The sequence below is a fragment of the Caulobacter sp. BE264 genome (genome assembly GCF_031457805.1).
GTDB lineage: Bacteria > Pseudomonadota > Alphaproteobacteria > Caulobacterales > Caulobacteraceae > Caulobacter.
In genome coordinates this window covers 106,594-124,381 of sequence record NZ_JAVDXI010000006.1, presented here as the reverse complement: position 1 = coordinate 124,381, position 17,788 = coordinate 106,594, and the positions used below count along the sequence as shown (strand labels likewise).

Annotated in this window: 16 protein-coding genes and 2 pseudogenes; 11 read left to right on the top strand and 7 right to left on the bottom strand. The window is 66.1% G+C overall.

The annotated features are described in order from the left end of the window. Positions 1 to 11 precede the first annotated feature (11 nt). On the top strand, positions 12 to 572 hold the full coding sequence (locus J2X45_RS15390) for a sugar transferase (protein WP_310216348.1): 561 nt from the start codon (positions 12 to 14) through the stop codon (positions 570 to 572). On the opposite strand, the gene J2X45_RS15385 is transcribed toward J2X45_RS15390, so the two are convergent. After that, positions 569 to 2,017, bottom strand: coding sequence for a mannitol dehydrogenase family protein (locus J2X45_RS15385; protein WP_310216346.1), 1,449 nt, complete (start codon positions 2,015 to 2,017; stop codon positions 569 to 571). The two genes, J2X45_RS15390 and J2X45_RS15385, sit on opposite strands and share 4 nt — an antisense overlap. An 86-nt stretch (positions 2,018 to 2,103) precedes the next feature. Next, on the bottom strand, positions 2,104 to 3,612 hold the full coding sequence (locus J2X45_RS15380) for an altronate dehydratase family protein (RefSeq protein WP_310216343.1): 1,509 nt from the start codon (positions 3,610 to 3,612) through the stop codon (positions 2,104 to 2,106). Positions 3,613 to 3,772: 160 nt separating this feature from the next. Between J2X45_RS15380 and J2X45_RS15375 the strand changes: the two genes are divergently transcribed. From J2X45_RS15375 to J2X45_RS15340, 8 genes and pseudogenes are all read left to right on the top strand, one after another. Then, the gene (locus tag J2X45_RS15375) at positions 3,773 to 4,846 is read left to right on the top strand and encodes a LacI family DNA-binding transcriptional regulator (RefSeq protein ID WP_310216340.1); all 1,074 of its coding nucleotides are present in this window, start codon (positions 3,773 to 3,775) and stop codon (positions 4,844 to 4,846) included. Positions 4,847 to 4,954: 108 nt separating this feature from the next. Continuing rightward, entirely contained in the window at positions 4,955 to 6,418 is a 1,464-nt protein-coding gene (gene uxaC, locus J2X45_RS15370; RefSeq protein WP_310216338.1) for a glucuronate isomerase, read from the top strand. Positions 6,419 to 6,442: 24 nt separating this feature from the next. Next, entirely contained in the window at positions 6,443 to 7,282 is an 840-nt protein-coding gene (gene kduI, locus J2X45_RS15365; RefSeq protein WP_310216335.1) for a 5-dehydro-4-deoxy-D-glucuronate isomerase, read from the top strand. 135 nt (positions 7,283 to 7,417) lie between these two features. Further along, positions 7,418 to 8,185, top strand: a complete 768-nt coding sequence (gene kduD, locus J2X45_RS15360) for a 2-dehydro-3-deoxy-D-gluconate 5-dehydrogenase KduD (protein WP_310216333.1) — start codon at positions 7,418 to 7,420, stop codon at positions 8,183 to 8,185. Positions 8,186 to 8,371: 186 nt separating this feature from the next. Continuing rightward, entirely contained in the window at positions 8,372 to 11,101 is a 2,730-nt protein-coding gene (gene ppc / locus J2X45_RS15355; protein ID WP_310216330.1) for a phosphoenolpyruvate carboxylase, read from the top strand. Between the two features lie 216 nt (positions 11,102 to 11,317). Beyond that, positions 11,318 to 11,689, top strand: a pseudogene (locus J2X45_RS15350) (hypothetical protein); the annotation flags it as partial. Continuing rightward, the gene (locus J2X45_RS15345; RefSeq protein WP_013078701.1) at positions 11,683 to 12,357 is read left to right on the top strand and encodes a bifunctional 4-hydroxy-2-oxoglutarate aldolase/2-dehydro-3-deoxy-phosphogluconate aldolase; all 675 of its coding nucleotides are present in this window, start codon (positions 11,683 to 11,685) and stop codon (positions 12,355 to 12,357) included. The pseudogene J2X45_RS15350 and the gene J2X45_RS15345, both read left to right, overlap by 7 nt. 6 nt (positions 12,358 to 12,363) lie before the next feature. Continuing rightward, positions 12,364 to 13,470 (top strand): sugar kinase, encoded by a 1,107-nt coding sequence (locus J2X45_RS15340; protein ID WP_310216327.1) that lies wholly within the window; start codon positions 12,364 to 12,366, stop codon positions 13,468 to 13,470. Here the strand turns inward: J2X45_RS15340 and J2X45_RS15335 are convergent. From J2X45_RS15335 to J2X45_RS20360, 3 genes and pseudogenes are all read right to left on the bottom strand, one after another. Further along, positions 13,467 to 13,676, bottom strand: a complete 210-nt coding sequence (locus tag J2X45_RS15335; RefSeq protein WP_310216325.1) for a hypothetical protein — start codon at positions 13,674 to 13,676, stop codon at positions 13,467 to 13,469. The genes J2X45_RS15340 and J2X45_RS15335 overlap by 4 nt on opposite strands. Positions 13,677 to 14,353: 677 nt before the next feature. Next, complete coding sequence (locus J2X45_RS15330) at positions 14,354 to 14,665, bottom strand: DUF1244 domain-containing protein (RefSeq protein WP_310216322.1); 312 nt, start codon at positions 14,663 to 14,665, stop codon at positions 14,354 to 14,356. A 42-nt stretch (positions 14,666 to 14,707) separates the two neighbouring features. Further along, a pseudogene (locus tag J2X45_RS20360) lies at positions 14,708 to 14,828 on the bottom strand (hypothetical protein); the annotation flags it as partial. Between the two features lie 81 nt (positions 14,829 to 14,909). Between J2X45_RS20360 and pip the strand changes: the two are divergent. Together pip and J2X45_RS15320 are read left to right on the top strand one after the other, a co-directional pair. Continuing rightward, positions 14,910 to 15,995: a prolyl aminopeptidase gene (pip, locus tag J2X45_RS15325; protein WP_310216321.1), complete on the top strand. Its 1,086-nt coding sequence runs from the start codon at positions 14,910 to 14,912 to the stop codon at positions 15,993 to 15,995. Between the two features lie 61 nt (positions 15,996 to 16,056). Next, entirely contained in the window at positions 16,057 to 16,794 is a 738-nt protein-coding gene (locus J2X45_RS15320; RefSeq protein ID WP_310216317.1) for a hypothetical protein, read from the top strand. A 124-nt stretch (positions 16,795 to 16,918) separates the two neighbouring features. Here J2X45_RS15320 and J2X45_RS15315 read toward each other — a convergent pair whose 3' ends face one another. Both J2X45_RS15315 and J2X45_RS15310 read right to left on the bottom strand, forming a co-directional pair. Further along, complete coding sequence (locus J2X45_RS15315; RefSeq protein WP_310216314.1) at positions 16,919 to 17,419, bottom strand: PIN domain-containing protein; 501 nt, start codon at positions 17,417 to 17,419, stop codon at positions 16,919 to 16,921. After that, positions 17,419 to 17,646, bottom strand: coding sequence for a type II toxin-antitoxin system Phd/YefM family antitoxin (locus J2X45_RS15310; RefSeq protein ID WP_310216313.1), 228 nt, complete (start codon positions 17,644 to 17,646; stop codon positions 17,419 to 17,421). The genes J2X45_RS15315 and J2X45_RS15310 overlap by 1 nt, the downstream gene beginning before the upstream one ends. Between the last annotated feature and the right edge of the window lie 142 nt (positions 17,647 to 17,788).

Below are 17,788 nucleotides of genomic sequence, written 5' to 3'. Positions count from 1 at the left end.
GAGCGCTTTGCATGAAGCGCGCGTTCGACTTGCTGGCTGCAGCGTTCGGGCTGGTCGTTCTGGCCCTGCCTCTTGCGGTGCTGTGGCTGCTTGTTCGGATGACCTCTCCCGGACCGGGCCTCTACTGGTCGCAGCGCGTGGGGCGGGCCTCGGCGCTGTTTCCGATGCCGAAGTTTCGCACGATGCGCATCGATACGCCCGAGGTCGCCACCCACCTGCTCGACAATCCCGATCAATGGCTCACGCCGATCGGCGGCGCGATGCGTAAGCTCAGTCTCGATGAACTGCCCCAACTTTGGAGTGTGCTCGTCGGGCACATGAGCTTGGTGGGGCCGCGGCCGGCCCTGTTCAACCAGGATGACCTGACCGCGGCGCGGCAGGCGGCTGGTGTCGATGTTCTCCGCCCCGGCGTGACCGGCTGGGCGCAGATCAACGGACGCGACGAACTGGCCATTCCTGACAAGGTCGCTTTGGACGCCGACTATCTGCGCCGTCGGTCGTTCCTGTTCGACCTGCGTATCCTGGTCAGCACTGTCGTGCCGGTGCTGACCGCGCGCGGCGTCACGCGTTAGGCGAGCCTGGCGTAGGCCTTCTCCAGGGCCGACACGAAGCGAGGATCGCTGGCAAGCGAAGACGGGAACACCGCATCCAAGGTCAGGAAAGCGGCGACGTCGGCGCGGGGCTCGCCGGTCGCAGCAAGGCCCAGCGCCAGAAGATGCTCCTGCAGGGGATCGACGATGGCTTCGCCGGACTTGGCGCGCAAGGCCACGAACCGCATCCAGGCCGCCAGCGGGGTGACAAGCCGCTCGACGGACCGGCCGGCCTCAAGGGCCTCGGTCAAGGTCCCCAGGATTCGGAACGGAAGCTTTTGCGAGCCGTCCCAAGCGATCTGGGCCAGCAGGTGGCGGATTTCGGGGTTACGGAAGCGGGCGAGAATGGCGTCTGCGTAAGCGTGCAGATCAAGACCGCGCGGCGGCGTCAGGGTGGGGATGATGTCGTTCGTCATCATGTCCCGCGCCAGTTCAGCAAGCTCAGAATCGCTGATGGCCTCAAAGACCGTCTCGTGGCCCCGCAGAATGCCGACATAGGCCAGGGTGGAGTGCACGCCGTTCAGCAGGCGAAGCTTGGCGCGCTCGAACCCGCGCACGTCATCGGTCAGGATCACGCCGACACCGGCGAGGTCCGGCCCGTCGGCGGGAAGAACGTCTTCGACGACCCACTGGGTGAAGGCCTCGCGCTGGATCGGCCAGGCGTCCTCAAGGCCTGTCGCGGCCAGCGTCCGCGCCCGAAGGGCGTCGTCGGTCGCCGGTGTGATGCTGTCGACCATGGTGCGCGGGAACCGGCCCTCGCGATCGATCCAAGCCGCCAGTTCGCCGTCCAGCTTGGCGGCGTAGGCGACCACGGCCGCCTTCAGGCGCCAGCCGTTGTCCGCGAGGTTATCGCACGCCACCACGGCGTAGGGCGCCAAGCCGGCGGCGAAGCGGCGCCGAAGACCTTCGACGAGATAGCCGACCGCGCTCTTGGGTTCGCGTGGATTGGCCAGGTCGTGAAGGATGTCCGGATGGCTTTCGTCCAGCCCGCCGTCTGAGGAGAGCGTGTAGCCTTTCTCCGTAACCGTGAGGGTGACGATCCGGGTCGTCGGGGCGGCGAGGCGCGCGAAGACGGAAGGCGGGTCTTCCGGCGCCACCAGGACTTCGAGGATCGAACCCACGACCCGGAAGGTCGTCTCGGCGTCGAGCTGCGCCAGGGTGTAGAGCCCATCCTGGGGCTCCAGCGCGTCGCGAACGCCCGGGCTCTTCAGAGAGACGGCGCAGACGCCCCAGCGCGGATCGCTCTCCAGCAGCTTGTCGAAATAGTAGGCCTGATGCGCCCGGTGGAACGCCCCTGGGCCGAAGTGCACCACGCCGATCTGAACCTTGTCGCGATCATATGCGGGAATGGCCACGCCCGGGATCACGCCGGGATAGCTGGTCGCGCTGAGACGGAGGGCTTGGGACGTCGGGAGTGAAGCGGTCAACGGAGCACGCCTGAAGTTTCGTAAGGGAGGGGCGGGGCGCTAGATGAGCCAGTTCGGACACCGGTGGCAATCCAGCTTGGCCGATTTCACAATGTGACGCCGGATTTCCAGATGGCGATCTCGCGCTCGCCGTTCAGCTCGGCCTTGGTGGCCTTGCCCGAAGCGGTCTCGATTACGAGTTTCATCAGCTTGTCGGCCGCCGCGTCCATTGAGACCCCTTCGAGCACCTGGCCTGCGTCGAAATCGATCCAGCCCGGCTTGCGCTGCGCCAAGCCCGAGTTGGATGCGATCTTCAGCGTGGGCGCGGGAAAGCCCAAGGGCGTGCCCCGGCCCGTCGTGAAGAGGATCACCGTCGCGCCAGCGGCGGTCAGGGCGGTGGAGGACACCGCGTCATTGCCCGGGGCCTCCAGAAGGGTGAGACCATGCGGGCCGACCTTCTCGCCATAGCGCAGCACCTTGACCAGAGGCGTCCGGCCACCTTTCTGCACCGCGCCCAGGGACTTTTCCTCGAGGCTCGTGATGCCGCCGGCGATGTTTCCGGGCGAGGGATTTTCGTAGATCGGCTGGTTGGCGTCGATGAAGTAGCGCTTGAAGTCGTCGATCACCGTCACGGCGGCGTCGAACACCTCGCGGCTGGCGGCGCGCTGTAGCAAGACGTTCTCGGCGCCGAAGATCTCAGGGATCTCGGTCAGCACCGGGGTGCCGCCGGCCTCGGCGACCTTGTCGGCGATCCGGCCGACCAGCGGGTTGGCGGTGATCCCCGAGAAGCCGTCTGATCCGCCGCACTTGAGCCCGACCACCAGGTCCGAGATCGGGATGGGCTGGCGCTGATCGCGCTCAGCGATCTCGACCAAGGCCTCCACAGCGGCCAGCCCGTCCTCGAGCTCGTCCTCGACCATCTGGGTCGTGAAGCTTTTGAGGCGCTCTGGATCGATGTCAGGCGCGCTCTCAAGCAGCGCCTCTAGCTGGTTGTTCTCGCAGCCAAGCCCCAGGATCAGTACGCCGCCAGCGTTGGGGTGGCTGGCGAGGGCGGCGATAAGCTTGCGCGTGTGGGCGAGGTCGTCTCCCAGTTGCGAGCATCCGAAGGGGTGCGGAAAGGCGTGAACGCCATCGACACGTCCGGCGAAACGCTGGTTGGCTTTTTCGGCGATCCGACGCGCGGTGTTGGCGACGCAGCCGACGGTGCACAGCACCCAGATCTCATTTCGCGTACCGGCTCGGCCGTTCTTGCGTCGAAATCCCTGGAAGGTCTGCGGGCTAGCGGTTGGCGATGGCGTCGGTTGAGGCGGTGAGAAGGTGTAACCCTCGATACCGTCAAGCCGTGTGGCGAGGTTGTGTACATGCACATGGTCGCCTGGGGCGATATCCACCGTCGCCCGGCCGATCGGCCAGCCGTACTTCAGGACGTCCTCGCCAGATCGAACCGACCGTGTCGCAATTTTGTGGCCCTTGGGAATGTCCGCGCCGACGACCAGGGTTTCGTCGCCCAGACGCACGGTTTCGCCACGCGTCAGGTCGCGGAGCGCGGCCGCCACATGGTCGCGCGGATCCACCGCGTGGATCGATTCGCCGGAAGTCGAGGTCGATGGGGTCATGAAATGTGATCGTCCGCGCGCCTGCTGCCTTCGACTCTTGCTATCGACACGGTGGAAACCGGTGTCAATCGTGTCGCAATCGAATGTTTCGCCTTCTGTTGGCGAGCCTATCTCGGCTGGAGTATGACAAAAGAAAACGCCTGCTGCTGCTGGATACCCCGTGAGCCCTTCCAAGACGCCGTCATCGATCCCGGAAGAAAACGAGACCAGCGTCGAGGGCGGGCGGCGGCGGGCCACGATCAATGACATCGCCCGACTGGCTGGCGTGTCCAAAAAGACCGTTTCCCGCGTCATCAATCAGTCGCCGTTCGTCCGTGACGAGACGCGCGAGCGCATCGAGGCGGTGATCGCCGAGTGGGGCTACGCGCCCGATCCCCAGGCCCGTGGGCTGGCCTTCCGCCGATCGTTCCTGATCGGCATGATCTACGACAATCCGAACCCGCAATACGTCGTGAACATGCAGCTTGGCCTGCTGGACGGCATGCGTGGGTCGGGCTTCGAACTCGTGGTCCATCCCTGTAATCGCGCCAGCCCGACGTTTCTGACCGACATCCGTTCTTTCGTCGAACGGCAGAAGCTGTTTGGCGTCGTGCTTCCGCCGTCGGTGTCCGAAGACGAACGGGTGGCCAAGCTCCTGAACGAGATCGGTTGCGCCTACATCCGCATCGCGTCGGTCGAGCTGGACAAGCCGGAACACATGATCGTCGGTCACGACCGCATGGGCGGCGCCCAGGCGGCGCGGCACATCGTCGAGTTGGGTCACAAGCGGATCGCCTTCATCTCCGGCCCTGAAACCTTCCGATCGTCGCACGAGCGGCGAGGGGGCTTCGAGGATGGGCTGGCGGAGGCCGGATTGAGCTTGGCGCCTGCCGACATCGTCCAAGGCGCCTACACGTTCGAGTCGGGCGTTGCGTGCGGCGATGAGTTGCTGTCGCGGTCTCCGCGCCCGACGGCGATATTCTGCGGGAATGACGAAATGGCGGCGGGGGTCCTTCAGTCGGCTCGTAAAGCCGGGCTGTCGGTGCCTCAAGACCTCACAGTCGTCGGGTTTGACGACTTCCAGATCGCCAAGGCGGTATGGCCGCCCCTGACCACGATCCACACGCCGACCCGTGAGATCGGCCGTATCGCGGTCGAGAAGCTCATCGGCGGCGAGCGCCGCGAGCCGCGCGACGTCACCAAGATGGAACCAAACCTGGTTATCCGTGAGTCGTCCGGGCCTGTTCCGGCCTAGGCGAGCGTCTGGCCCTGGTGCTTGCATCAAGTCATGACACCGGTTACCAAGCGGACACGAGCGGCGGTCGGCGAAACCGTCATCGATTGAGGGAGCAGACGCGAAACCATGGCCAGGCCTCTGAATTTTCACGAGGATCGTCTTTTTCCGTCCGATCCGACGACGCGGTCCTACGCGCGCGGCCTCTACGCGCTGGTCAAGGATCTTCCGATCATCAGCCCGCACGGCCACACCGACCCGTCCTGGTTCGCGACCAATGCGCCCTTCCAGGACGCGACGGACCTGCTGCTGGCGCCGGATCACTATCTGTTCCGCATGCTCTATAGCCAAGGCGTCAGCCTGGACGCGCTGAAGGTGCGATCGAAAGCCGGCGTTCCCGACACCGACCCTCGCGAGGCCTGGCGGGTCTTGGCGTCGAACTTCCATCTCTTCCGGGGCACGCCATCCTGGGTGTGGCTCAATCACGTGTTCGCCAAGGTCTTCGGGTTCACCGAGTTCCTCGAAGCCTCGAACGCCGACGACTACTTCGACCGCATCAACGCGGCGCTGGCGACTGACGCCTTCCGCCCGCGCGCGTTGTTCGACCGGTTCAACATCGAGACGCTCGCCACCACCGAGGGGCCGCACGAGAGCCTGAGCCACCACGCCGCGATCCGTGAAAGCGGCTGGGGCGGGCACGTGATCACCGCCTACAGGCCTGACGCTGTGATCGACTTCGAGGACGAGCGTGGCCCGCGCGCCTTCGAGCGGTTCGCCGAGACCTCCGGTCAGGACGTCTACAGCTGGAAGAGCTATCTGGAGGCGCACCGCCTGCGTCGCCAGGCGTTCATCGACGCCGGCGCAACCTCTTCCGATCACGGCCATCCGACGGCGGCGACCGCCGATCTTTCCAACGTCGAGGCCGAGGCGCTGTTCAACAGCCTGGTTAAGGGGGACGTCACGCCTGAGAAGGCTGAGCTCTTCCGCGCCCAGATGCTGACCGAGATGGCCAAGATGAGCCTCGACGATGGTCTGGTCATGCAGATCCACCCGGGCTCGCACCGTAATCACAATGTCGGCCTTCTGAACTCGCACGGTCGCGACAAGGGCGCCGACATCCCGATGCGCACCGAGTACGTGGATGCGCTGAAGCCGCTTCTGACCCGCCTGGGCAACGACCCGCGCCTGTCGATCATCCTGTTCACGCTGGACGAGACGACCTACAGCCGCGAACTGGCCCCGCTGGCCGGCCACTATCCGGTGCTGAAGCTGGGTCCGTCCTGGTGGTTCCACGACAGCCCGGAAGGCATGATGCGTTTCCGCGAGCAGGTCACCGAGACCGCCGGCTTCTACAACACGGTCGGCTTCAACGACGACACGCGCGCCTTCCTGTCGATCCCGGCCCGTCACGACGTGGCCCGGCGCGTCGACAGCGCCTTCCTCGCCCGCATGGTCGCCGAGCACCGGATGGACCTCGTCGAGGCCGAGGAGTTGATCGTCGACCTGACCTACACCCTGCCCAAGAAGGCCTACAAGCTGGACCAGCGTCCGGACTGGGCCCGTCCCGCCACCCTGCGCGCCGCCGCCGAATAAGAACACCCTTCCGGAGACTTCCCAATGTTCGCCAAGACCTATCACGCCACCCATCCGGACATGATGTTCGCGGTCAGCAATGACGACCTGCGCGACCGGTACCTGATGCAGGGCCTGTTCCAGGATGGCCAGATCGTCCTGACCTACAACCACGCCGAACGCTTCGTCGTCGGCGGCGTGGTGGCCACCAGCCCGATCAAGCTGCCCGACCAGACCGAGCCCGCTTCGGCCGCCGGCCATCCGTTCCTCGAGCGCCGCGAGCTGGGCCTGATCAACGTCGGCGAGACCACCGGCAAGGTCACCGTCGACGGCGTCGCCTACGAGATCGTTCCGCGTGACGGCCTGTACGTCACCATGGGCGCCAAGGACGTCACCTTCGAGGGCGTTGACGGCCCCGCACGCTTCTATCTGGTCAGCCTGCCGGCCCACGCCGCGTTCGAGACCAAGAAGCTGGCGTTCGCCGACGCGATCCCGCTGGAGCGCGGCGCGCTGGAGACCTCCAACGAGCGCACCATCTATCAGTACATCGTGCCGACCACCTGCAAGTCGGCCCAGCTGCTGCTGGGCATGACCGTGCTGAAGCCGGGCAGCGTCTGGAACACCATGCCGCCCCACCTGCACGACCGCCGCTCGGAAGCCTACTTCTACTTCGGCCTCGGCGAAAACGACCGGGTCTTCCACTATATGGGCGAGCCGGACGAGATGCGTCACATCGTGATCGCCAACGAGGAAGCCGTGATGAGCCCGCCGTGGTCGATCCACATGGGCTCGGGCACCGCCAACTACACCTTCATCTGGGCGATGGGCGGCGAGAACCTCGACTACACCGACATGAACGTGCTGGACATCTGCCAGCTGAAGTAGGGCCGAAAGGCTAGGCGCGGTCGACCTGTCATCCCGGGCGAAGCGCAGCGTAGACCCGGGACCGCCCAAAGCGCTTGAGCGTGCGGTGGTCCCGGCTTTCGCCGGGATGACAGCAATCTCAGACAGGAACTCGACATGGCCAATCCGTTCAGCCTCGAAGGCAAGGTCGCGCTCGTCACCGGCGCCAACACCGGGATCGGGCAGGGGATCGCCATTGCGCTCGCCGCCGCCGGCGCGGACATCGCCGCCGCGGGCCGCAGCGAACCGACCGAAACCCAAGCCGCTGTCGAGGCCCTGGGCCGCAAGTTCCTGTCGATCAAGGCCGACTTTGGCTCGATCGAGCCCGTCCAGCGCGTGGTCGACGAAACGGTCGCCGCGTTCGGCAAGGTCGACATCCTCGTCAATAACGCCGGCATCATCCGTCGCGCCGACTCGATCGAGTTCAGCGAAGCCGACTGGGATGCGGTGATGGACACCAACCTGAAGGTCGTCTTCTTCCTGACCCAGGCCTTCGCCAAGCAGGCGCTGAAGCAGGGTTTCGAGGGCGGTCAGGCCAAGGTGATCAACATCGCCTCGCTGCTCTCGTTCCAGGGCGGTATTCGGGTACCGTCCTACACGGCCTCCAAGTCGGGTCTGGCGGGCCTGACCAAGATCCTGGCCAACGAATGGGCGACCAAAGGGATCAACGTCAACGCCATCGCGCCGGGCTATTTCGATACGAACAATACCGAGGCGCTGCGCGCCGACCAGGATCGCAACGCCGCCATCCTGGCCCGTATTCCGGCCGGTCGCTGGGGCCGGCCGGAGGACATCGGCGGCGCGGCGGTATTCCTCGCCTCGTCTGCGTCGGACTACGTTCAGGGCATTACTCTGCCCGTGGACGGCGGTTGGCTGGCCCGATAGCGAAATAAAAACGCGCAAAAATACGATGGTAGCGCAACCATCGTGCCGGGCGGCTTTTCCCGCCCGGTGAAGCGCGCTAGAGGGCGCCGCTGCGTAAAGCGCTCGGCTTCGCTCGGGCGCGACTGCGCGTCCTCTTGATCCATTCCTGTTCGGGACCGGCCCTTGCGCGGTCCCTGGAGTCCGCGCATGCGCAACCCGGCCCTGTCGATCGAGGTCGACCGTCCGACCAGCCGCCACGTCCGCCAGAACGCCAATCTGCTCAGCGATCTGCTGATCGAGGCGATCACCTACCTGGAGGGCGAGGAGAAGGCCGAGCTGGTGGCCAAGGCGCGCAAGGCCGCCTCGCGAGAGGATGTCGCCAATGGCGATGCGCCGTTGCTGGACCACCTTTTCGCTGACCTGACGACCGAGCAGGCGGTGTTCCTGGCCCGCGCCTTCGCCAGTCATTCGCTGCTGGCCAATATCGGCGAGGACGTCGCCGGCCGCCGACGCCACGCCGAGGTCGACGCCCAACCGGGCGATGAGCGGCCGCGTACCCTGATCGCCGCGGTGAAGGCGCTGAAAGCCGCCGGCAAGTCCGACGCCGAACTGGCCAAGATCTTCGCGGCGATGAATGTCGTGCCGGTGCTGACCGCGCACCCGACCGAGGTGCGTCGCCGTAGCATGGTTGATCGTGAGACCGAGATCTCGCGCCTGATGGCCCTGCGCCGCCACCATCTGCCGCCGGACCTTGAAGCTGAAATCCGCGAGAGCCTGTTCCGCGAGATCGCCCTGATGTGGCGCACGCGCCTTTACCGTCCTGAGCGGATCACGGTGAAGGACGAGATCCGCAACGCGCTGTCGATCGTCCGCACCTCGATCCTGCCGGCGATCATCGACCTTTACGGCGACTGGACCGGCAAGATCGGCCAGCACGGGCAGCTGGCCCCGCTGCTGAAGATGGGGTCTTGGCTGGGCGGCGACCGCGACGGCCACCCGGGCGTCAACGGTCAGACCCTGAAGCTGGCCTTGAGCTCGCAGTCGCGTGTGATCCTCGATTGGTACGCCGGCGAGGTGCGCAAGCTGTGGTCCAATCTCGCCGTGTCGACCGCCTATACGCCGGTTTCCGAGGAGCTGCTGGCTCTGGCGGCGCAGGCCAAGGATCCCTCGGTCCACCGGATCGACGAGCCCTATCGCCTGGCGCTGGAGCTGATCTTCGATCGTCTGACCGCCGTCTCGCAGAAGCTGACCGGCGCGCCGGTGGCCTTCGCGAACGGCGTGACCAGCGTTGAGCCTTACGGCCATCCGGACGCCTTCGTCGCGGACCTGTCGGTGATCATCGACAGCCTGGAGCGCAATGGCGGCGAGCGCCTGGTCGGCTCGGCCCTGCGCACCCTGGTCGAGGTCGCCAAGGCTTGCGGCTTCCACCTGATGAGCCTCGACCTGCGCCAGAACGCCGACGTTCACGAGCGGACCCTTGACGAGCTGTTCAGCAGGGCTGGCACAGGCGTCGACTATCTGAAGCTCGACGAGGACGCCCGCTGCAAGGTTCTGATCGACGAGCTGTCGCACCAGCGCCCGCTGGTTTCGCCGTTCACCGCCTATAGCGAGGAGACGACCAAGGAGCTGGCGACCATGGAGGCGGCCGCCCAGGCGGTGCGCGACTATGGCCACGGGTGCCTGGGCGCCTACATCATCTCGAAGTCGGCGACCTTGTCGGACATGCTCGAGCCGCTCGTTCTGCTCAAGCAGGTGGGCCTGGTCTGGGGCGGGGCCGCGCCGCGCGCCTCGGTCAAGGTCGCGCCGCTGTTCGAGACCATCGGCGACCTCGAGAACGGCCCGGCGGTGCTGCGCCAGTGGCTGGAGCTGCCGCTCAGCCGGACGATCCTGGGCGACCGGCCGGTGCAGGAAATCATGCTCGGCTACTCCGACAGCAATAAGGACGGCGGCTATGTCGCCAGCCGGCGCGGCGTGGCGACGGGCGCTTCGGCCCTGGCGCACGAGGCCGACCGGATGGGCGTGGGCTTGCAGCTGTTCCACGGCCGTGGCGGCAGCGTCGGGCGGGGCGGGGGACCGGCCGCCGAGGCGGTGCTGGCCCAGCCGGCGGGCACCGTTCAGGGCCGCATCCGCATGACCGAGCAGGGCGAGATGATCGCCCGCCGCTTTGGCGATCAGCCCACCGCGCGCCGCAATCTCGACGGTCTGGCCGCCGCGGTGCTGATGGCCAGCGAGCGCTCGATCCCCAAGCGTGATCCCAAGGTCGAGGACGCCATGACCGCCCTGGCCGAGGCTTCGTTCCACGGCTATCGGGCGCTGGTCTACGATGACGCCGCCTTCGAGGACTTCTTCTGGTCGGTCACGCCGATCAGCGAGATCGTCGGCCTCAATATCGGCAGCCGGCCCGCCAGCCGCACCGCCAGCCGCAAGATCGAGGATCTGCGGGCCATCCCGTGGGTGTTTAGCTGGTCGCAGGCCCGCTTCATGCTGCCCGGCTGGTATGGCTTCGCCTCGGGCGTCGAGCGGGCGGGCCTTTCGGTCGAGCAATTGCGCGATCTGGCGGGCGGCTTCGACTTCTTCGCCTCCCTGCTGTCGAACATGGAGCTGGCCCTGGCCCAGAGCCAGATGGGCATCGCCGCCCGCTATGTGGCGCTGTCGCCCGACAAGGCCAACGCCGAGCGGATCTTCGCGACCATCCGGCGCGAGCACGAGGCGGCGACGGGTCTGGCCCTGGCGATCCGGGGCGGAACCAGCCTGCTCGACAACCAGCCCGATCTCGCCGAGTCAGTGTCCCTGGCCAGCCGCTCGGTCGATCCGCTGAACCATCTGCAGCTTGAGCTTCTGTCGCGTCGCCGGGCAGGGGACAGCGACGAAGAGCTGCGTCTGGCCATTCAGCTGACCGTCGCAGGCATTGCGGCGGGGCTGCGCAATACGGGGTGATGGTCTTAGCCGCTGATCTCGCTTGTCCCCGCGACCGCCGGGAGGGGCGGATGTTTGTGCGCCGGTTGTCAGGTCAATCGAAGTCATTTGAATTCAATAGTTTGCGGCGTTCAAAATCCTGGATAACGGTGCTTGCGCTCCTGAACGGTTTCTGATTATCTGCCAATGACACCGGTGGCGAAGTGGTCATGCCACTTCAGGTAACCGGTGTCATAACGTTTCGGTTCGGCGTCGTGGTCGTCCGTCTCGTTTGCGGCTCTTTGAGCTCGCTCCTGCGCAAACTTTCGGGGCGTCGGCGAAGTCCGACGCCTCAATTTTGTATCGGGCGGCGAGGGCGGCGAGCCGAGGGAAAAGGTCTGGGGAAGGAAGCGTGCATAGGAAAGCTTTCGCGCTAAGGCGGCCGCTACGGTCGATTTCAGCGCGGTCGCGTCCCTTAGTTTGACGTTGCGGCAAGCGCAGTGTGGCGCCCGAGCGCGACGCGGTCTAAGGGAACGCCCTGAGCCAATTCCGGCGAAATATTGCTCGCGCGGCGGCCCATCGGGCCGTTCGCGCAAGAACGATCCTTCGGGAAGGAGTTTGAGATGGTGAAAGACCGTATGGCGGTGCTGACCGCCCTGATGGACCAGGGCGTCATTCCGGTGTTCTACCACCCGGACGTCGAGGTCTGTAAGAACGTGATCCAGGCCTGCGCCGACGGCGGCGCGCCCTGCATCGAGTTCACCAATCGCGGCGATTTCGCCAGCCACGTCTTCTACGAAGTCACCCGCTATTTCGATAAGGCCGATCCGCGCGTGATCATGGGCGTGGGCTCGATCGTCGACGCCCCGACCGCCGGCATCTACATCGCCAACGGCGCCAAGTTCGTCGTTGGCCCGATCCTGAACGCCGACGTCGCCAAGGTCTGCAACCGTCGCAAGATCCCGTACTCGCCGGGCTGCGGCTCGGCCTCGGAAATCTCGTACGCCGAAGAGCTGGGCTGCGAGATCGTCAAGGTGTTCCCGGGTTCGTCGGTCGGCGGCCCGGATTTCGTCAAGGCGGTGCTCGGTCCGATGCCCTGGACCCGCATCATGCCGACCGGCGGCGTCGATCCGGACGAGGCCTCGGTCAAGAAGTGGTTCGGCGCGGGCATCGTCGCCGCCGGCATGGGCTCCAAGCTGATCACGCAAGAGCTGCTGGACGCCAAGGACTACGCGGGCATCTCCAAGAAGGTCCGCGAGACGGTAGACCTGATCAAGAAGGTTCGAGGGAAGGCCTAAGAGCAAATGACCGACAACATCCTCAACATCCGCCCGGCTTCGGAGACGAAGTGGGACTGCGCCAGCTTCGGTGAAGTGATGCTGCGTTTCGACCCGGGCTTTGGCCGGGTTCGCAACGCCCGTCAGTTCCAGGTCTGGGAAGGCGGCGGCGAATACAACGTCGCCCGCGCTTTCAAGAAGTGCTGGGGCAAGCGCTCGACGGCCGTCACCGCCCTGCCGGTGAACGACCTCGGCTGGCTCGTTGAGGATCTGATGATGCAGGGCGGTGTCGACACCTCCCACATCATCTGGCGTGATTTCGACGGCCTGGGCCGCAACACGCGCGTCGGTCTCAACTTCACCGAAAAGGGCTTCGGCGTTCGCCCGGCCCTGGGCTGCAGCGACCGGGGTCACTCGGCCGCCTCGCAGATCCGCCCCGGTGAAGTGAACTGGGAAAAGCTGTTCGGTGAGGAAGGCGTGCGCTGGTTCCACACCGGCGGCATCTTCGCGGCCCTGGCCTCGAACACGGCGGAAGCCGTGATCGAAGCCGTGGAAGTGGCCCGCAAGTACGGCACCGTCGTGTCCTACGACCTGAACTACCGCGCCAGCCTGTGGAAGTCGCAGGGCGGCAAGGAAGGCGCCCAGAAGGTCAATCGTCACATCGCCCAGTACGTCGACGTGATGATCGGCAACGAGGAAGACTTCACCGCCTGCCTCGGCTTCGAAGTCGAAGGCCTGGACGAGCACATCAGCTCGATCGACCCGGCCAACTTCAAGAAGATGATCCAGACGGCCGTGAAGGAGTTCCCGAACTTCAAGGTCGCCGCCACCACGCTGCGCAACGCCAAGACTGCTTCGGTCAACGACTGGTCGGCGATCCTGTACGCCGGCGGCGAGTTCTACGCCTCGATGATGCGCGAGAACCTGGAAATCTACGACCGCGTCGGCGGCGGCGACGGCTTCGCTTCCGGTCTCGCGTTCGGCTTCATGGAAGGCAAGGGCCCCCAGGCCGCCGTCGAGTACGGCGCGGCTCACGGCGCCCTGGCCATGACCACGCCGGGCGACACCTCGATGGTGCGCAAGGAAGAGGTCGAGGCCGTGATGAAGGGCAAGGGCGCACGGGTCATCCGCTAAAGCTCTCTGTCCACGGACACGATTGAGCCCTCGGTCGCAAGGCCGAGGGCTTTTTCTTTGGCCAACATCCGTCGGTACTCCTCCGAATTGCGGAACTTCCGGACTTTCTTGAACACCGCGCGCCGCAGCGCCGCGATGCGGGTTGGCGGCCATTCGCAATCGGGCGCGATTGGGCGCGAAGTTGCGTTCTTTTTCTTGCGGGACATCGACCCCTCCTGGGACGTGGGAAGGCGCTCCGACGCGGCGCGCCGGAGGAATGGGGAGGGAGGCGGGGCGTCCGGGCCACGCCCGGAGCAAAGGAAAAATACCGTTTCGACGAAGCCTGAGCGCCCCGCGCGATCGTTATCCAGAAGCGTGACGTCGCGACGCTATTGGCGCCTCTTCGCCCTTGAAGCCTCCGACGGGCGGGCCAGGCCGCGAAGCCTAGTCCCGGTCAGGAGTCTTTCAACTCCCCTGTCGCTCTCCTCGGCCCGCATCCACCGTCGTTTCTGTGTTCCAGGGTCGACTACCTCGGGGATGGTGCGGTTGCGGAGTTTTCCCCGCGCCGACGAGCGCGCCCGCTCGACCGCTCCCCAAAGCCGCGAAGGTCGCTGGCCGCGCGCCCTCCCCAGTGCCTCGAGGTGGGAAGAGGATAGGGCCGGTTTTGCAGGGGAGGATGAAATCGCGTGAACGCCCACCGGGTCCCCTCTCCTTTCGAGAGAGGGAGGGGCCCAAGCGAAGCTTGGGAGGGTGAGGGGTTTCACCCTTTCAAGGGAGGATGGGGTCGAGTAAGATATTGAATTCGTATAGGATTTGTGGTTAGCTCCGTAACCACTCACCCTCCCACGCCTGACGGCGCGGGCCCCTCCCTCTCTCGAAGAGAGAGGGTTTCTACGCCCATCCCCTAAGAGCGTTCGCCGCGCAGCTTGGCGTTCAGCGCCAGGCTCGCCTCCATCCGCGCCAACTGTTCGGGCGTCGCTGGCGACTGGTGCTTGGCCTTCCAGTCGGCGGCCGGCATGCCGTGGACGGCTTCGCGGGCGGCTTCCTTGCTGATCGCGCCTTCCGAGGCCTCGTGGACCCAGTCGCCGAGACAGTTGCGGCAGAAGCCGGCCAGGCCCATCAGGTCGATATTCTGCGCGTCGGCCCGCATCTGCAGGTGCTCCACCAGACGGCGGAAGGCGGCGGCGGCGAGGCGGTCTTCGATCTCGAGGGTCATGGGTGTAGCGTCCTGTAAGGGCGACAGTTGTCTCCACCACCCTCAGTGAAAAGTCCAACTCAACCTCGTCATCCCGGGCGGAGAAGCCGACCCGGGACCTAGGGGCCAAGCCCAGTGCGGTCGCCCCTGGGTCCCGGCTCTCCGCTTCGTTGCGGCCGGGATGACGAGAGAAATGAACAGAGGGCTCTGGAGATCGCCCCTCTTCAGCGCGAGAGTGCCCGATCCCTTTCGACCGGATTCGACCATGGATTTCTCGAAGCTTCGTACGACCAGCAAGGTCACCACCGAGTGGACCTATCCGCAGGGCGAGCCGCTGCGCGCGGGTTGGCTGCGGGTCGACACCGCGCCGGACCACGAGCTCTACTGGGAGGAATATGGGCGCGCCGACGGCGAGCCTGTGATGTTCCTGCACGGCGGGCCGGGCGGGGCGTGCGCGCCGGTGATGTCGCGCTTCTTCGATCCGGACCGTTATCGCGTGATCCTGTTCGACCAGCGCGGTTGCGGCAAGAGCCGCCCGACCGTGGCGGCTGATGGGCCGGCGAAGGCCTTGGCCAACAACACCACTGATCACCTGGTCTCCGATATCAACGCCCTGCGCGACGCGCTGGGGATCACCGGCAAGATGCATGTGTTCGGCGGCAGCTGGGGCAGCACGCTCGCGCTGGTCTACGCCATCCGCCATCCGGACAAGGTCGCCTCGCTGATCCTGCGCGGCATCTTCCTGGGGCGGACGGAGGACCTGCTCTACATGTACCAGGGCAATGCTGCGACCTATGCCGAGCAGCCCTACGCCATGACCGCGCCGGGCGCCTACATCACCTATCCCGATGAGTGGAAAGCCTTCGTCGAGGTGATCCCGCCCGAGCAGCGCGGCGACATGATGGGCGCCTACAAGGCGATCTTCGATACGGCGCCGACCACGGACGCCGAACGCGAGGCGCAGCTGAAGGCGGCCCTGGCCTGGTCGGTCTGGGAGGGCACGATCTCGAACATGATCCCGGCCGCCGACGACGCGGGCAAGTTCGGTGAGGCCGCGTTCGCGCTGAGCTTCGCCCAGATCGAGGCGCACTTCTTCGCCCACGACCTCTTCCTGAAGCCGGACGAGATCACGGACGGCGTCGCGGCGCTGAAGGGCGTGCCGGTTCACATTGTCCATGGCCGTTTCGATCAGGTCTGCCCGCTCACCCAGGGCTCGCGGCTTGTCCAGGCGCTGGAGGCGGCGGGTCTGCCGCCGGCGACCTTTGTCATGACCGACGCCGGCCACAGCGCCATGGAGGCGCAGACCGTGATCGCCCTGACGGCCATCATGGACGGCTTGCCACGGCTTTGACGGAACGGCGCGGGCGTCTTCGCGGTTAACCCGACATGCTCCACCGCTCGGGACCTGGAAGATGACCGCGCCAGCCTCACCGTCGTCGGCCTCGCCATCCGCCGCCTTGCTCGGCGTGGCGGTTTTGGCGCTGGCCTTCGGGGGCGCCGCGCCGGCGCGGGCCGAGCGTCAGCAGAAGCCGCCCCAGACCTCGGCTGAGGCCAACACCGACAATCTCGGATCCGCCGTCGTCGCGCCGCTGCGTGATATCAATATGGTCCGGTCAGAGATCCCCGACCTGCTGAAGCGGGCGGTGGCCGATCCCTACGCCCCGCCGGCCACGGGTTGCGAGCCGCTCAAGGCCGAGATCGAACAGCTCGACGCCGTGCTGGGCGACGATTACGACGAGCCCCGGAGCGACAAGAAGGACGACAGCGCGCTGTCGCGTCCCGTCCTTGGCGTGGTGGCCAGTACGATCACCGACGTCATTCCGATGCGCGGCTGGGTTCGACGCCTTACCGGCGCGGAGCGTCATGACCAGGCGGTGCGCGACGCCATCAAGGCGGGCTTTGTCCGGCGCGGCTACCTGAAGGGCCTCCAGAAGGCGGGAACCTGCCAGAGCGACCGGGTGGTGTTCGTCGCCGCCAAGTCCGCGCCACCGGTGGTTCTGGTCGCCGCGCCGACAGCGCCGCCAGCCATGGTCGCGGCCGCGCCGGCGACGCCGCCGGTCGCTGCGCCCGTGGCGCCTTTCACCAACGTGATCCGCGTGGCCTCGTCCAGCGAGGCGCGTACGCCGGTCGCCGCTGTCCCGGTGCCCTAGAGCATTTTTCGAGCGAAGTGGTTCCGGTTCGCGTGAAGAAAAATGCGCCAAAACAAAAGATTAGAGCTCACGGCCTGACGCAGTCAGGTCGTGAAATGCTCTAGCGGGCGGTGGCCACGCGTTCTCAGCCGCGCACGAAGATGTTGCGCAGCCACTGGCTGCCGGCCTTGGCGACCTGGCCCCAGTCCTCTTCGTCGTCCAGCGCCTCGGGCTTGTAGCTCCAGGGGTTGAACAGCTTCAGACGCGGGATCTTGGCGAAGGTCGCGGTGTCCCGTGTGGCCAGGGTCAGGCCGTGCTCAAGCGCCGTGGCGGCCAGCAGGGCGTCGCGCGCCTGCGTCAGCGGGATCTGGCTTCGACGGCGGGCGACTGCGGCGTCGACCGCCAGGATGCGGCCGTCAAAGGCGGGCAGCACGCGCTGGTCCAGCCATTCGCGCATCACCGCGCCGCCGCCCTTGTCGCTCCGCTCGGCCCGCGTGGCGGCGGTCTCCAGCTCCATCAGCGTGATCGCCGAGATGAAAAGGTTCGTACGGGCCACGCCGGCGGCCCAGGCCGCCAGGCCCGCATCGGCCATCCCCGCCTTGGCGTTGCGCAGCTCGTAGACCACGCCGGTGTCCAGAAGGTGCATCAGCGGTCCCAGCGCTCGGGCGCCAGGTCGACGGCGGGGGAGGGCGAGGGCATGGCCAGCAAGTCGACGATCGTCTCGCTCTGGCCCGAAAGGCGGCGGTAGGTCTCGACGCTCATCAGCACATGGGTGGGACGGCCGCGGTCGGTGATGAACACCGGCTCGATTCGCGCCGCGCGCTTGGCCTGGGTGACATCCTGGTTGAATGCGCGGCTGGTGACGACCTTCATGAGCCTGCCCCTCTCGCCCTGCATGACAAGGCTGTCTTGTAGGTATGTTACTACATCGTGGCGTGGCGGCAACAACCGATAGGCCAACAAAAACAATCGACTGACAAGGCTGTCAAAAATATGCCCGACCGGTTGCGCGAAC